The sequence below is a fragment of the Kribbella sancticallisti genome (genome assembly GCF_039530625.1).
GTDB lineage: Bacteria > Actinomycetota > Actinomycetes > Propionibacteriales > Kribbellaceae > Kribbella > Kribbella sancticallisti.
Window position 1 is genome coordinate 1 of sequence record NZ_BAAAOS010000061.1, and the last position, 13,649, is coordinate 13,649.

The following is a 13,649-nucleotide window of genomic DNA, read 5'->3' on the forward strand; positions in this document are numbered from 1 at the left end:
CCAGCAAGCAACCAACTCGTTCGCGACCGCGGGTCTCGCGGTCGCCGCCTTCGGCCTCGCCGCGTTGACGATGCCCGCCAAGGCCCGCCTGGTCGATCGCCACAGCCAACGCCGCGTCCTCCCCCCGATGGCCGTCATCTGCGCATCGGGACTGGCCGCCACCGCCTTCGCCCGTACTGCGAACGCCGCGGTGCTGGTGGTCCTGGTCGGCCTGGCGGGAGTGTTCGCCCCGCCGCTCGGCCCGTCGATGCGCGCCACATGGCGGCTCGTCACCGACAGGACCGAGCTCAAGCAGCGTGCTTACGCCCTCGACTCGATCTGTGAGGAATCGCTGTACCTGGGTGGTCCGCTCATCGCGGGACTCCTGATCAGCTTCTGGTCCGCGCCGGCCGCGCTGGCGTCCTCGGCCGGGCTGATGGTCGCCGGGACCTTAGGGATGGTCGCGACGCCGCCGGCCACGCATATCGCCGAGCAAGAGGCCCCGCGCCGGTTCCTTGATCCAGGGCCGTTGCGGAGTGCGGGGCTTCGGCGAATCGTGCTGATCATCTTCCTCGTGGCCGGCGGAGTGAGCGTGGCCTACATCTGTGTGGCGGGTGTCGCGCAAGGTCAAGGGCGGGCGGGGGCCGCCGGATTCGTCGAGGCGGCCATCGGTCTGGGCAGTGTGATCGGAGGGCTGACCTGGGCCCGTCGTACCCATACTCGATCGCACTGGCACCAGCTGGCCGGCTTGATCGCCTTGCTGGCCGCCGCGTTCCTGGCGGCGGCCTTCGCCACCAATCTGATCGTGCTCGGCGTGGTGATGGCAGTCGGCGGCCTGGCGGTCGCTCCGCTCTTCGTCGTGTCCTACCTGGCGGTCGATGACCTGACCCCACAGCACCAGCGAACTGAGGCGAGCACCTGGATCAACACCGGCAACAACCTCGGCAGTGCGGCCGGCGCGTCCTTGGCCGGCTTGGCGATCGACCGGACCGGGCCGTCGTACGGGTTCCTGGCCGGAGCAGGGGTGCTCGCCCTCACAGTGCTGCTCATCGGGCTTGGGTCGCAATTACGCTGCCGGACTGGGAATCCACGCGGCCGGTCCGAGGGTCACGCCGCACCGAGCGGCTCTGTGGACGCTGACGGCGACTCTGGCTTGGTCAGGTGATGCGCTGGGTCACCATGGTCCAGTCTCGGACCATGGTGACCCAGCAAGGGTCAGCCGTCGCCCGCCTGGGCGGACGTGCTGCCGACCAACTTGGCGTTCCCCCTGCTTCGGGTGCCGTTGACTGCGATGATCCTCTGGCTCGCCTAACGGTGGCCGATCACGGCGGCTCGGCGCAACGTCCTGGTCCACTCGGCGGCTTCGCCGTCGTGGTGGTCGGCCGGGCTCTCGCCGTGGTCGTGCTGAACGACTGGATCGGCTGGTACCCGACGGCGGTTCCCGGCTGGCCTGAATTGCTGAGAACCAGCTCGTTCAACAACATCATCCTGTTCATCCTGGTCACCGGCCGGGCGCACGCCGTGGTCTACCTGCAGGCGGCCCGGTCCGCGGAGGCCCGGTTCACCGCTTCCCGGCTGGACGCGCTGACCAGCCAGCTCCAACCGCACTTCGGCCCGTGAGGAACATCGGTACGGAAACGTACGGTAAGGCCGTCGGTCGGTCGATGACTCCGGTGGGTTGGGGCGCTGGTTCAGTTTCTTGGCGTACGGTTCCGTTCCGATGTTCTCGCCCCAGCTTTGGTGTCCGGGGTTTGGTCACCGGGGTTGGTAGGCCGTAGTAGCTTCTCGGGCCATGCCTGTTGAGTTTCTGACCGATCAGGCGGCCGTGTATGGCCGCTACAACGGCCCGCCGGACCGGGCGCAGATGGAGCGGTTCTTCTTCCTCGATGACTCCGACAAGGCACTGGTCGGGAAGCGGTGCGGTGATCACAACCGGCTCGGGTTCGCCGTGCAGTTGACGACGGCTCGCTATGTCGGAACGTCCCTGGCTGACCCGAGTCGACGTGCCGAGACCTGCACCCGCTGCGGCGTGTACGCCGCCAGTCAGACCTATCTCGAAGGACTACGACCGCCGCTATCGCCCCCGACGCGCCTGATTATCAGCGGCCCAGCGCACCAGGACGTGCAGACAACTTCGGACATCTGTGCAGGCGACTTCGAACATCGACACCTTGCCGGCGCCACACTCGAACTCGACGACGCCGCGCTGGACCGAATCGACGAGATCGTCCCGCCTGGCACCAACATCTACGAGCCCAACGCCCCCTTCGACGCGCCCTGGCTGGCCCAGCCGGAGAAGCTCAGGAGGCCGATCGCCAACCGACCGGCCGCATCCTGATCCCGTCCCTCACGCCGAAATCGCCTCGCCGAGATACACCTGCGGGAGCCCGAATGTGCTGAACATGGTGCGGTCCTCGATGACCTCGATCCGCTCGAACCCCGAGCTGGTGATCGTCAGTACGTCGATCGTGTACGACCGGAACACGCCTTCCTCGTCCGCACGGTAGACACCGAAACCGGGCCTGCCGTTGACCGAGATCGGCACCATCCGGCAATGGCCGACCGCCGGGCAGTGCGCGAGGAACTTGACGATCGCGTCGCGGCCGGACAGCACCGTGTCAGACGGCCGCCGCCGGCATTCCGCATCCTCGGTGAGCAGGTACACCAGCGCGGTGATGTCACCGGTCTCGAACGCCACCGCGTACTCGGCGAGGAACCCGCGCAGCGTCACGTCGTCCGGCTCGGACACGTCCGTCGGGGCCTGCGCCAACTGCGCGCGTGCTCGGCGCAGCATACTGTGCACGGCGGACCCGGAGGTGCCGAGCAGGTCGGCGACCTCGGTGGCCTGCCAGCCGAGCACATCCCGCAAGATCAGCACGGGCCGCTGGCGCGGTGACAGGCGTTCCCACACAACGATAAGCGCCCGTTTGCGGTGTTCGCGGGTGGCGACGACGACAGCTGGATCGGTCAGCGCGGCGGCCTCGGCCGCGGTCTCCCGTTGCTGCGCGCCGCCCGCCGGCCAGTGCGGGCCGCTGCTGTGCTGGTCACGCTCGTACTCCGGGAAGCCAGTAGGCACCGGCAGCCTTCTGCGGCTCTCCAGGGCGTTCAGGCACACGTTCGTCGCGATCCGGTACAGCCAGGTGCGCAGTGACGACCGGCCCTCGAAGTTACCGTAGCTGCGCCAGGCGCGCAGGAGCGTCTCCTGTACCTGGTCCTCGGCGTCGTGGACCGAGCCGAGCATGCGGTGGCAGTGCGCCAGCAGTTCGGCCCGGTACGGGTCGGTGAGCTTGGCGAAGTCGTCCGGTCCGCCGGGGTTCGAGCCAGGCATGGTGGCGGTCGCCGGGCCGTCGCCCAGTCCCGCATCCAGCCCTCCGGCCAACCCGTGGCCGACCGCGGCTGTCCGGTTGTTCTGAAGTGTCACCGTTCCTCCTGACCGTGCGCAGACTCCTGCCTCACGGAGGTAGACCAGCGTAGCGTCTCGAATTCGTCGCGCTCAGGCGACGAATTTCCGGTTCGCCCCAGGTCTATCCCACCGTGACAGACCAAACGGCCGCTGCGCCCCCCGACAACACGTTCTCGACCACACTCGACCCGCGCCGCTGGAAGGCATTGGCCTTGCTGTGCACGGCGTACTTCATGATCATCGTCGATTTCACAGATCGTCATCCTGGCGCTGCCGTCGATCGAGTCCGAGCTGACGTTCGGTCTCAACGACTCGCAGTGGGTGATGAGCGCCTACCTGCTGAGCTTCGGCGGGCTGCTCCTGTTCGGAGGGCGCACCGCCGACCTTCTGGGCGGACGCCGCATGTTAATGGTCGGCACCGCCCTGTTCCTCGTCGCGTCCGTGGTGTGCGGGTTCGCGTGGACCGGCGGAGTGCTGATCTCGGCCCGCGTCGTGCAGGGCATCGCGGCGGCTGTCATGGCGCCCACCGCGATGGCTGTGCTGATGGCGACCTTCCCGGAGGGCAAGGAGCGAAATCGCGCCATTGGCGTGTGGACCGGCGTCGGCGCGTTCGGCGCCACCGCCGCACTGCTCGTCGGCGGCTCCATCACCCAGGGGCTGGGCTGGGCGTGGATCTTCTTCATCAACATCCCGCTAACCGGCATCGTGCTGCTGCTGGGGCCGAGGCTGCTGCGGGAGACCGCGATCCGGGAAAGCAAGAGGTCCTACGACCCGTTCGGCGCGATCACCGTGACCGGCTCGCTCGTTCTGCTGGCCTACGCGGTCGTCGAGGCGCCGGCTGTCGGCTGGGGCTCCGTCCAGACGCTGGGTCTGCTGGCGGGCGCGGTGCTGCTGTTCGCGCTGTTCCTGGTCGCCGAGCGCGGTGCCAAGGCGCCGCTGGTGCCGCTGCGGGTGTTCCGGCTGCGGTCGCTGGTAAGCGGCAACCTGATGACGATCCTGGTGTCGATGACCATCTACGGCGGCGCGCTGATGATGTCCATCTACGCCCAAGAGGTGCTCGGCTATTCGGCTGTCATGTTCGGTCTCAGCACCGCGATCTACGCGTTCATGTCCGTGGACGGCTCGAACCTCGCCGGCCCGCTGACCACGAGGTTCAGCTACAAGAAGGTGGCCGTTCTCGGCGCGGCGGCGTTGTCGCTCGGCGCGTACCTGCTGTCCCGCGTCACGGCGGACGGCAACTACTGGACCGACCTGTTCCCTGCCATGGTCGTGTTCGGCTACGGCATCGGCACCACCGTGGTGGCGTCGGCGATCGCGGCATTGTCGAACGTGCCCGCGAATGAGTCCGGCCTGGCCTCGGGTATCAACCAACTCGGTGTTCCAGATCGGCGCGGCATTCGGCATCGCACTGTGTACCACGGTCTCGGTCGCCTACACCAACCAGAGCGCGGAGGTGGCGAAGGTCGGGCTGAACGAGGGCGTACAGGCCGCGTTCTTCACCGCATTCGTGTTCGCGTCGGTCTGCCTGGTGATCGCTCTCATCCTCAACCTGGGCATCAGAAAAGGAAAGAGGACCGGACTGTGAGGACTTCCTGGCAAGACCTGCCTACCGCGGTTGCGACCGAGATGATCAGCGTGCTCGGGAAGGAGGCTGACGAGGATTGGTCGCGACGCGCCGGCGACACGTCGTGGAACGCCCGACAGTTGCTCGACCACATCACCCTCGCGGTGACGGGGTACGCCGGTCTCCTCATCGCGCGCCCCGATACCCCGCGGTACATCGCGCTGCGCACTGGCAACGACCCGAACGCGTCGGTACACGAGCGCTTCGAGTCGATCGGGATTGCGGCCACCCTGCTGTCACACACGGTGCGGGCGACCGGCCCGGAGGTGCGCGCCTACCACTCGTGGGGCACGTCGGACGCGCCCGGCTTCGCCGCGATGGGGGCGGTGGAGATGCTGGTGCACACCCACGACCTGACCCGCACGTTCGGCTCCGACTGGACGCCGCCGGACGACCTGGCCGTGCAGGTGGTGACCCGCCTGTTCCCGAACGCGCCCGCCGACCATCCGCCCGGGCAGGCGTTGCTCTGGGGCTGTGGCCGGATCGCCCTGCCCGGCCACCCGCAGTTGCCGCGTGAGCGGTGGCAGTGGTACGGCGAGGTTCGCTGAACCAACGTCGCCCCGTTGCAGCCGAGCGAAGTCGCGCAGGGCTCCGCACCGCCGGAGCTCAGCCCGCGATTGTCTCCAGGGCGTTGCTCGCGAGTCGATGCCGGATCCCGCCGCGGACAGCTCGCGCGGCTGCACACTCGGGCTTTCGGTCCGCTTGCTCCTCGAAGCTGACACCGAACTCATCCGCGAGGCCGAGCCGAGGATATTCGCGGACCACGTCTGCGAGGAACGACTGAGGCCACAGGGCCATGTTGCTTCCGCCGATGTCGAGAGCAGTCGCGGTCTCGAGGAGATGGCTCTCGGTGTCATGTTGCGGATCGACGGCGTCGCCCATATGACGAACGATCACCTCGTGGACGCGCTCACGCCGCCCGAGGGGCCAGTTGAGACCGGCGGCGAACACCCAGGCGACGTGGCCGCCCGCCTCTTCGAAGGGCACCAGATGAGAGTCGAACGGCTCGGTCAGGCCCACATCGTGGAGAAGGGCCGCCACGTAGAGGAGGTCATCGTCGAAGGCGAGACCACGCTGCATGCCGGCGCCTGCCGCGAAGTAGTAGGAGCGAAGGCAGTGGTTCAGCAGCGCGGGGGAGTAGTAGCGTTGGGCAACTTCCAGACTGAGCTGGGCGGACAACGAGGCGGGTGACCGCACGTCGCTGAGCCTCATGGCCGCGCTCCTGCGGGGCGGCCGGCCCGGGGGTCCTGGGATCGTGCTGTGGTCGGCGGGTCTGCGAAGGGGTCTTGTGCGTACTCGATGCGCGCGCTGGCGTCGGCCATGACGGGCTCTCCGTGCCCGAACCCGGCGATCCGGGCTCCGGTGGCTGCGATGCTGAGGGCTGAATGGCGGGTCTCGGCCCGGTCCACGTTGAACACTCCGAGGACGACCTGGCCGTTGAACTCGGCCACGGTGTCTCCCGTCAGTACGACGTCGAGGCGCGGCAGGTGCAGCGCGATACTGCCCGGGGTGTGCCCAGGCAGATGCAGCACTTGTGCCTCGCCGGCGATGGGCAGGATGTCTCCGTCGACGACTTCGGTGTCGACCCGACATGCGGGCGCCCGTGGCGGTTCAGTCGGCTCCGAGTGGATCGTCTTCTCGGCCGCGGTGAAGCGGGGAAGCGGGCCGTCGTCGACACCTCGTACGACGGGCGCCTCGGCCGCGCCGGCGATGATCTCCGCGTTCCCCCAGGCGGCGATCTCGGCCGCGGCGCCGGCATGGTCCTCGTGGAAATGGCTCAGTACCACCTGCCCCACATCCTTGCGACTGCGCCCAAGAGCGTGCAGGGCAGCCTCGACAAGTGGCGCGCTGTGGACCCAGCCCGTGTCGAACAGCGCCACACTGTCCGGCCCTAGCCACACGTAACTGTTCAGCAGGTGCGCCTCACCGTCAGGGATTCGCAATCGGTACAGGCTGGGCGCGATCTCGAGAAGGTCGGGCTGGGCAGTCATAGATGCTCCTGAGTGCGAGAGTGTAAGTAAAAGTGTTACATATGCCGTGGGTCGCGCCAGGTACCGGGCACCCGACTGGGACCCTACGGCCGGGGAGCCCCGAGCCCCGGTCGACGGCGGGCGAGCCATGTGAAGCCCAAGATGAGTCCCCCGAGCAGGAAGTACGGCTCGATGACGACGAGGAGCAGGCTCGGATGGTCGCCCTCGCCGCGCACGACGTCAAGAATCATCAGGCATACACCGAGCCCGCCGCGGGCCGCCAGTAGGATGGCTCCCGCCACCAGTACCCAGTCAAGAAGGATGCGCCTGCCGGCGATGCGCTCCCGCCGTCCGGGGCGGGTCCACCACAACCCGGCGGCGAGGGCCGCGGTGGTTGCGGCGACGCCGAGGTTATAGGCCGCGAACAATGGTGTCTGGAGTGCGGCGTCGGCCTCTGCGGTCGAGGCTCCGAGACCTGCGCGGCCGCCGAAAGCCCAGTACCAGTGCACCGCCGAGAACAGTGCGGCCCACGCGATCGCCGCGACCGTCCACCGGGTGACGGCCGGACCGCCGCTGCCGAGCCGCGTCGCCATCCCCGGACCGGACCGGGCGGGGAGGCTCGCCGACGGATCGGACGACGGGGCGGCCGTCGACCATTGGGGGTCATTCTCAAAATGCGGCACGGAGCCTCCTATTGACGATTCGGCCGACTCAGTCAGAGCGCCGGCGTCCCGTTGGATATTCCATATCAGCTGTACTGACCGGGCACGTTGGTCGAGATCGTGTGACGACATGAGGTGAATGTGCTTGATGGATGAAGACCTCCCGGCGTGGAGTGGAGCTGTCTAAGGAACCGCTCCAACCACCGGGAGGTCTTCGTGGCTAACGCTAACGCTGCCTTGACCCCGCGCCCGTGTACGGCTGGCGCGTCTGATTTTTTGACGACGGCTGGCCGGTGTCGCGGGCCGCGGAGTTGTTCCAGGTGTCATGGCCGACCGCGAAACGCTGGTCCGACCGCTACCGCGACCTGGGCGAGGCCGGTATGTCGGATCGGTCGTCACGTCCGCACCGGCAACCGAACCGGACCCCAACCGCACACAGTGCGCCGGATCGTGAGCCTGCGCCGCCGTCACCGCCTGGTCCCGGTCCAGATCGCCGATCAGCTCGGCCTGGCTGCCTCGACCGTGCACGCCGTACTACGACGCTGCCGGCTGCACCGGCTGTCCCACCTCGACCGCCACACCGGCGAACCGGTCCGCCGCTACGAACATCCTCATCCCGGCGCGATGCTGCACGTCGACGTGAAGAAGCTCGGCAACATCCCCGACGGTGGCGGCTGGCGCTACGTCGACCGCCCGTTCAAGGCCTATCAGCTACAGCGCCGAGGCCGCTCAATGCCTCATAGGTGACGTCGGCAACGAGTTGCGCACAGCTGCCGTCTGGGTCGAGGTCAGGGTCGAGGATGCAGACCGCCGCTCCAACAGCGTCTGCGGCCAGCTCGCCGAGCAATGTGATCAGTTGCTGAGGGTTCAGCCCTCCTGGATCAGGGCTGTCGACCGCCGGCATGAAGGCGGGGTCAAGCACATCGACGTCGATATGCAGCCAGTAGCCCTCGAGGTCCTGCGCGGCCAATGCTTTCCGGATCAGGCTCAGCGACCCAGCAGGATCGCTGACAACCTGACTCGCTGGGATGACTGCCGCCAGTGTCTGCGTCGCCTCGGTGGTGCCCTCGTCATCGTCTCGGCATCCAACATGGACCTTTGCGTTGTACGTCGACCAGCTGCCAGGTCGCCCCGTCGTCCGCGTACCGGACCGCGATCGAACGGACCGATTGCCAGGGATCTGAGCCTGAGCGCGAGAAGTTGATTCGACTTCTAGCGCACAGTCCTGGAAGGCGTCGACAAGTAAGACCTCCGATGTGGTTAGTCGGTCAGCCTCGAGCCGGGCTGACGCTCAGCGAGAAAGTGCGGCCTGCCCCTGGCTCTCCTGCCAGCGTCAACTGCCGCGTCCGAGTCTGGCAGCTTGGCGGGGCCAGCCTCTTCTCCGGTCGTCAAGAGGTACGGCACTTATCCGCCTGACGATTCGCCCAGGCCCTTCCGCCCGTGCGGGCCATCTACAGACGACGCAACTGCGGCCAGAGTTTGCCTTCAGCAACCATGTCTTTACCCTTATATAGTTCTAAGGGTCCAGAGGAGGGCTTCCCGGATGTGTTGGAGCGGTTAAGTTCGTAAGGTTTGGCCCGGAGAGATCTACTACTACAAGGAGGATGAATGAGGCGAATGGTTGGAGCGCTGATGACTGGGACGCTGGTGGCTGGGGCGCTGGTGGCTGGGGCGACCGCTGCGGCAATGATCGCGGCTCCGGCTCCGGCTGCTGCTGATGGTGGTGGTGGTGGTGAGCCCCTGCAAGGGAAACTGGACAATGTCGTCGCGGCGAGCGCCGTGGGTGGGCTTGCGGAGGTGCGCGACGAGCATCGGGTCTGGCGCGGCACAAGTGGCGTTGCGGAGGTGGGGCGGTCGGCGTCCGTCCCCGCCAATGGGCGGTTCCGGGCTGGGAGTATCACCAAGACGTTTGTGGCAACCGTCGTACTGCAACTCGTCGACGAGGGCGCCGTGCGGCTGGACGACTCCGTCGAGAAGTGGTTGCCTGGGGTGATCCCGAACGGTGAGGGGATCACCGTGCGCCATCTGCTCAACCACACCAGCGGGCTGTACGACTTCAAGGACACGTTGAGGCTGCCGGACATCGTGGCCAATCGGTGGAAGACTTGGACCGCCGACGAGGTGATCCGTCGCGCGGTAGCCAACCCTCCGACGTCCACGACGCCGGGCCGGATCTTCGACTACTCGAATACCAATTACACCGTCTTGGGCGAGATAATCACGGCGGCGACAGGCGCGTCGTACGGCGACGAGGTCGAGCGGCGGATCGTCCGGCCGCTGGGTCTGCACGGCACCGAGATGCCCGGAACCTCACCACACATCAGCGGCCCGCACCCGCATGGCTACCTTCCGACGGCAGAAGGCCTTCTTGACTTCACTGAGATGAACCCGTCGCTGTTCGGCGCAGGCGGCGAACTGATTTCGACCACCCGCGATCTCAACGACTTCTTCAGCGCCTTGCTCACCGGGCAACTACTCTCACCTCGTCTCTTGGCCGAGATGAAGCAGCCGGCGGTGGAAGGCAGGGATTACGGTCTTGGCTTGGCTTGGCGGGACACTGAGTGCGGCGTCCGCGTGTACGGCAACGACGGCGACTCCCTCACCTACCAGTCCTGGGCGTTCTCCACTCCTGACGCCAGTCATCAGGTCAGCGTCGTCCTGACGCCGAACTTCAAGGCCGATTCCGACGACTACATCGGCAACTTCCTGGATGAGGCAATCTGTTAGTTGCCTCTAGTACTCCAGCCGTAGTTCGATATCGCGGCGGGCGGTCGAGCAGTTTGGTGAATAGGTGCTGGATCTCGTTCGCGGTCAACGCGATGACTCCTGGCATGGGGTGGCTTTGGGCTCGTGCGGTGACGGCGAGGAAGGCGTGGGCGAGCATCGCGAGGATGGTCCACCGATGCCACGACGTCCAGCGGCGGACCTGGTGCTCGTCCAGGCCGGTCAATCCCTCACCTGCTTGAAAAACTCTTCGATCGTCCACCTGCGTCCGGCCACGGCGACAATGGCCCGTCCGGGCCACCCTCACCGGCATGCTCAGCGATCGTCCAGCAGTTCACCCGCGGCAATCCCGCCAACAATCCCAGCAGGAACAACCGGGTCCGCCTGCGCGGTTCGACCCGAACGAACCGCCCGCGATCCGATCCACCAGCTCGTCGAAACCGTCCTGCCACCGATCAGGGTCTACGCTTGGGCACGCGGCCACCGCCAGACGATCCTTAGTCCACACAACTCCGGATCATCGAACGGTGGGCGCGCTACGTCCGGGACCGCCAGATCACGAACTACTGCTGGAGTATTAGGGCGATCGAATCCCGCGGTCGTCATCCCTCCGCTGTACCGCCGGGACTGTGCCATGGCGTACTAGGCCGCTGCGCTGTCGTGGAAGTTGGCGGCGAAGGTCGTGCCGAACGGCGCCAACTCGAGCTTGATCGTGGACCTTCACCCGTTGCCATAGCGCGCTGCCTCCTGTGGTGCCTGCGATGGTGCCGGTGGATCCATCGGCCTCAGCAGTTGCTGGCCGAACCAGTCCTCGACAGCGCGAGGCCTGCGGGGATCGGGGACGTAGACGACGCGGGCTTGCCAGTCGTCGGAGTTCGTCCGGCGCCACTCCAAGATCAGTCCTGGCCACGGGCAGCGCTCGGGGTCGAGGAGGAATGGAACAGATTGAAGGCTAGGCCGTCGGAGCCTCCGCGGCTTCGTGCCAGGCCTCCCATCCCTCGGGTTCCGCGACAGCGGCGATGACCAGGGCGGCGACGGGGTCGGCCCACCACCAGCCGACGGTGGCGTTGAGGGCGAGCCCGGCCAGCACGGTGATGGACAGATAGTTGGACAGCCAGGTCTCTTTCGACTGGGCGACCAGCACCGGGTTGCGCAGTTGCCGGCCGGTGCGGCCTGGGCGATCGCGATGGGTGTCATGACGGCGAGGGCGACGATGTTGAGGATAATGCCAACGAGCGATTCGCCTGCCTTGTCGGCGGTGAGCAGTTCGCGGACGGTTTCGATGGCGACGTAGACGGCGAGGATGTAGAAGGTGACCGAGATCGCTTTCAGCGCGGGCCGGTGCCGGGCTTGCGTGCCGCCGCGCAGCTGCCAGATCACAACGGAAGCGGCGAACACCTCGATGCCGAAGCCGACCAAGGCGATGGATCCGGACGCCAGCCCGGCCGTGACGGCGACGACGCCCTCGATGACGTCCCAGGCGACGATAAACCATGCGAGCGCGAGGCCGTGCCGGATAAGGGTGGACTGGTCCATGGTCACGGACCCTCCACATCGGCCGGATGGCCAACACGATCGGCTGAACCAGTGTGTGTCTGCTGCGCGGTTCTGCTGGTGGGGTCACCAACAGTCGACGGGAATCAGGAACCCGTCGACTGTTGGTTACCCAATGTGCATGCGTGTCCTCACTCGTGCGGAGTGGGCAGCAGGATGCGATCGACGGCGGCCCGCGCGCGGTTGAGCGCATCGTCCCGGCCCAACAGTTGACGATCGTGGTTGGCCTTCAGCAGCACGGCGTGGAGCTCGAAGACGACCTGCTCCACGTCGGCGGAGTCCCACAGTTCGCCGAGCCGCACTGCCAGGTCGGCCTGGCGGAGCAGCAGCTTCTCGCCCGCGACCACCGCCTCGACGATCGCCTCGCGGGCCTGACCGGGGCGGCCGTCGAGCTCGCTGGCGCTCGCCACGAACAAGCATCCACCGTCGAAGGTGACCAGGTAGTCGATCCATGCCGCCATGACGGCCCGCAGCCGGGCGAGGCCGCCGGACGAATCCTCCGATGGGGCCAGAACCTCGCGCTGGAACACATCGACTGCGTGCGCGACGATGGCCAGCTGGAGTCTCTCCTTCGTGCCGAACAGCGCCTGTAGTGCACTCTTCGGGACTCCGCTGACCGTGGCCAGGCGACCCAGGGTGAGCCCCTCGAGCCCCTCGACCGAGGCGAGCTGCACCGCCGTTCGCAGCACCGCTGTTCGTCGTTCGTCTCCCGGCTTCGTCATGCTCGTACTCTACGCCACATACGTACGAACGTAGACATACATACGCTCGTATGATTCAATTCTCGGCACACCCACCAACCCCCGGAGTGAACGAAGTGACGCAAACAATCGACACGGCCTCGGTGGCCGAGGCCTACGCGAAGGCCTGGAACTCACGAGACGTCGACGCCATCCTCGCGCTGCACGCGGAAGGGTCCACGTTCCATTCGCACGGTCGCGGTGCCGCTGTCGAGGGCATCGAAGGCCTTCGTGCGGCCTTTGGCCAGGTCTTCGAACTGTTCCCCGGCTTCCGCGCCGAGATCCATCGACTGCTCCTCGGCGAGGGGCACTGGACGCTGGACTGGACTCTGCACTTCGAACCGGCCGGCGGCGGCGAGCGCGGCTTTGGCTGCATCGACATTGTCGAGCTCGACGAGGAGGGCCTGGTCGCTCGCAAGGACACTTACTACGATCTCGAATCGTTCAAGCAGGCGACGGCAGGTGCAGAAGCATGACCGCGCCCCCGCTGTTTGACCCTTCTCCCGAGATCAATCTCCCTGTCGAGCATGTCTGTGACATGTATGTCGACCTCTACGACCCCCTGCCCATCGAGACGCCGACCGGCCTCCGCATGACCTACATCGCCAAGCCCGGCAAGGTCACCGGCAAGATTTCCGGCGAAATCCTCAATGGAGGCGGCGACTGGGTGGTCGTTGGAACGGACGGCGTGAGCCGGCTGGACATCCGACAGACCATCCGCACCGACGACGGCGTCCTCATCCACTTCTCCGCGCCCGGAGTGGTTCGTCTGCCTGCTGATGGTCACGAGCGGATCGCACGAGGCGAGCGAGTTCCCCACAACGAGGGCTACATCCGCCTCACACCGCGCTTCGAGACCAGCGATGAGCGCTACAGCTGGCTCAACGGACACGTCTTCGTCGCCGTCGGTGAACTCTCGCGGGGACACATCGACTGGCGCATCTACCGGGTCGTCTGACACGAGGCATCTCGGTGGCAGTGACGGGCAGCAGG

General features: G+C 66.7%; 13 protein-coding genes and 3 pseudogenes. 8 read left to right on the plus strand and 8 right to left on the minus strand.

Going from position 1 to position 13,649, the window contains the following annotated elements:
* From ABD255_RS38200 to ABD255_RS38210, 3 genes and pseudogenes are all read left to right on the plus strand, one after another.
* Positions 1–1,144 (plus strand): MFS transporter (locus ABD255_RS38200; RefSeq protein WP_344221696.1); only part of this gene is annotated, 1,144 nt, incomplete at its 5' end.
* Between the two features lie 32 nt (positions 1,145–1,176).
* Positions 1,177–1,599, plus strand: coding sequence for a hypothetical protein (locus ABD255_RS38205; RefSeq protein WP_344221697.1), 423 nt, complete (start codon positions 1,177–1,179; stop codon positions 1,597–1,599).
* A gap of 172 nt (positions 1,600–1,771) precedes the next feature.
* Positions 1,772–1,975: pseudogene (locus ABD255_RS38210) on the plus strand (DUF4158 domain-containing protein); the annotation flags it as partial.
* Positions 1,976–2,326: 351 nt separating this feature from the next.
* On the opposite strand, the gene ABD255_RS38215 reads toward ABD255_RS38210, so the two are convergent.
* Complete coding sequence (locus tag ABD255_RS38215; RefSeq protein WP_344221698.1) at positions 2,327–3,400, minus strand: RNA polymerase subunit sigma-70; 1,074 nt, start codon at positions 3,398–3,400, stop codon at positions 2,327–2,329.
* A 273-nt stretch (positions 3,401–3,673) separates the two neighbouring features.
* Between ABD255_RS38215 and ABD255_RS38220 the strand changes: the two genes are divergently transcribed.
* A complete protein-coding gene (locus tag ABD255_RS38220) occupies positions 3,674–5,554 on the plus strand; it encodes an MFS transporter (RefSeq protein WP_344221731.1) in 1,881 nt (626 codons plus the stop codon).
* A gap of 58 nt (positions 5,555–5,612) precedes the next feature.
* Here ABD255_RS38220 and ABD255_RS38225 read toward each other — a convergent pair whose 3' ends face one another.
* The 3 genes from ABD255_RS38225 to ABD255_RS38235 form a co-directional block, all read right to left on the minus strand.
* Positions 5,613–6,218 carry an HD domain-containing protein gene (locus tag ABD255_RS38225; protein WP_344221699.1) on the minus strand — a complete coding sequence of 202 codons (606 nt, stop codon included), beginning with the start codon at positions 6,216–6,218 and terminating at the stop codon, positions 5,613–5,615.
* Positions 6,215–6,997, minus strand: coding sequence for an MBL fold metallo-hydrolase (locus ABD255_RS38230; protein ID WP_344221700.1), 783 nt, complete (start codon positions 6,995–6,997; stop codon positions 6,215–6,217). Before ABD255_RS38230 ends, ABD255_RS38225 begins: the two co-directional genes overlap by 4 nt.
* Before the next feature lie 83 nt (positions 6,998–7,080).
* Entirely contained in the window at positions 7,081–7,659 is a 579-nt protein-coding gene (locus ABD255_RS38235; RefSeq protein ID WP_344221701.1) for a DUF3995 domain-containing protein, read from the minus strand.
* Between the two features lie 195 nt (positions 7,660–7,854).
* Here ABD255_RS38235 and ABD255_RS38240 point away from each other — a divergent pair.
* Positions 7,855–8,331, plus strand: a pseudogene (locus ABD255_RS38240) (helix-turn-helix domain-containing protein); the annotation flags it as partial.
* A 4-nt stretch (positions 8,332–8,335) separates the two neighbouring features.
* Here ABD255_RS38240 and ABD255_RS43955 read toward each other — a convergent pair.
* Entirely contained in the window at positions 8,336–8,818 is a 483-nt protein-coding gene (locus ABD255_RS43955) for an arginase family protein (RefSeq protein WP_425554638.1), read from the minus strand.
* Between the two features lie 428 nt (positions 8,819–9,246).
* Between ABD255_RS43955 and ABD255_RS38245 the strand changes: the two genes are divergently transcribed.
* Positions 9,247–10,365 carry a serine hydrolase domain-containing protein gene (locus ABD255_RS38245; protein WP_344221702.1) on the plus strand — a complete coding sequence of 373 codons (1,119 nt, stop codon included), beginning with the start codon at positions 9,247–9,249 and terminating at the stop codon, positions 10,363–10,365.
* A gap of 37 nt (positions 10,366–10,402) precedes the next feature.
* On the opposite strand, the pseudogene ABD255_RS43960 reads toward ABD255_RS38245, so the two are convergent.
* The 3 genes and pseudogenes from ABD255_RS43960 to ABD255_RS38260 form a co-directional block, all read right to left on the minus strand.
* Positions 10,403–10,659: pseudogene (locus ABD255_RS43960) on the minus strand (IS701 family transposase); the annotation flags it as partial.
* A 423-nt stretch (positions 10,660–11,082) separates the two neighbouring features.
* Positions 11,083–11,904: a cation diffusion facilitator family transporter gene (locus tag ABD255_RS38255; RefSeq protein ID WP_344221703.1), complete on the minus strand. Its 822-nt coding sequence runs from the start codon at positions 11,902–11,904 to the stop codon at positions 11,083–11,085.
* Between the two features lie 143 nt (positions 11,905–12,047).
* Positions 12,048–12,638 carry a TetR/AcrR family transcriptional regulator gene (locus ABD255_RS38260; protein WP_344221704.1) on the minus strand — a complete coding sequence of 197 codons (591 nt, stop codon included), beginning with the start codon at positions 12,636–12,638 and terminating at the stop codon, positions 12,048–12,050.
* Between the two features lie 86 nt (positions 12,639–12,724).
* On the opposite strand from ABD255_RS38260, the gene ABD255_RS38265 reads away from it, so the two are divergent.
* Positions 12,725–13,132, plus strand: coding sequence for a nuclear transport factor 2 family protein (locus tag ABD255_RS38265; RefSeq protein ID WP_344221705.1), 408 nt, complete (start codon positions 12,725–12,727; stop codon positions 13,130–13,132).
* A complete protein-coding gene (locus ABD255_RS38270) occupies positions 13,129–13,614 on the plus strand; it encodes a DUF3237 domain-containing protein (RefSeq protein WP_344221706.1) in 486 nt (161 codons plus the stop codon). The genes ABD255_RS38265 and ABD255_RS38270 overlap by 4 nt, the downstream gene beginning before the upstream one ends.
* Positions 13,615–13,649 lie beyond the last annotated feature (35 nt).

Bases quoted from the DNA above. Each gene is read 5' to 3' on its own strand.
- ABD255_RS38205 (WP_344221697.1), top strand. From the start codon at position 1,177: ATGGTGACCCAGCAAGGGTCAGCCGTCGCCCGCCTGGGCGGACGTGCT.
- ABD255_RS38225 (WP_344221699.1), bottom strand. From the start codon at position 6,218: ATGAGGCTCAGCGACGTGCGGTCACCCGCCTCGTTGTCCGCCCAGCTC.
- ABD255_RS38230 (WP_344221700.1), bottom strand. From the start codon at position 6,997: ATGACTGCCCAGCCCGACCTTCTCGAGATCGCGCCCAGCCTGTACCGA.
- ABD255_RS38245 (WP_344221702.1), top strand. From the start codon at position 9,247: ATGAGGCGAATGGTTGGAGCGCTGATGACTGGGACGCTGGTGGCTGGG.
- ABD255_RS38260 (WP_344221704.1), bottom strand. From the start codon at position 12,638: ATGACGAAGCCGGGAGACGAACGACGAACAGCGGTGCTGCGAACGGCG.
- ABD255_RS38270 (WP_344221706.1), top strand. From the start codon at position 13,129: ATGACCGCGCCCCCGCTGTTTGACCCTTCTCCCGAGATCAATCTCCCT.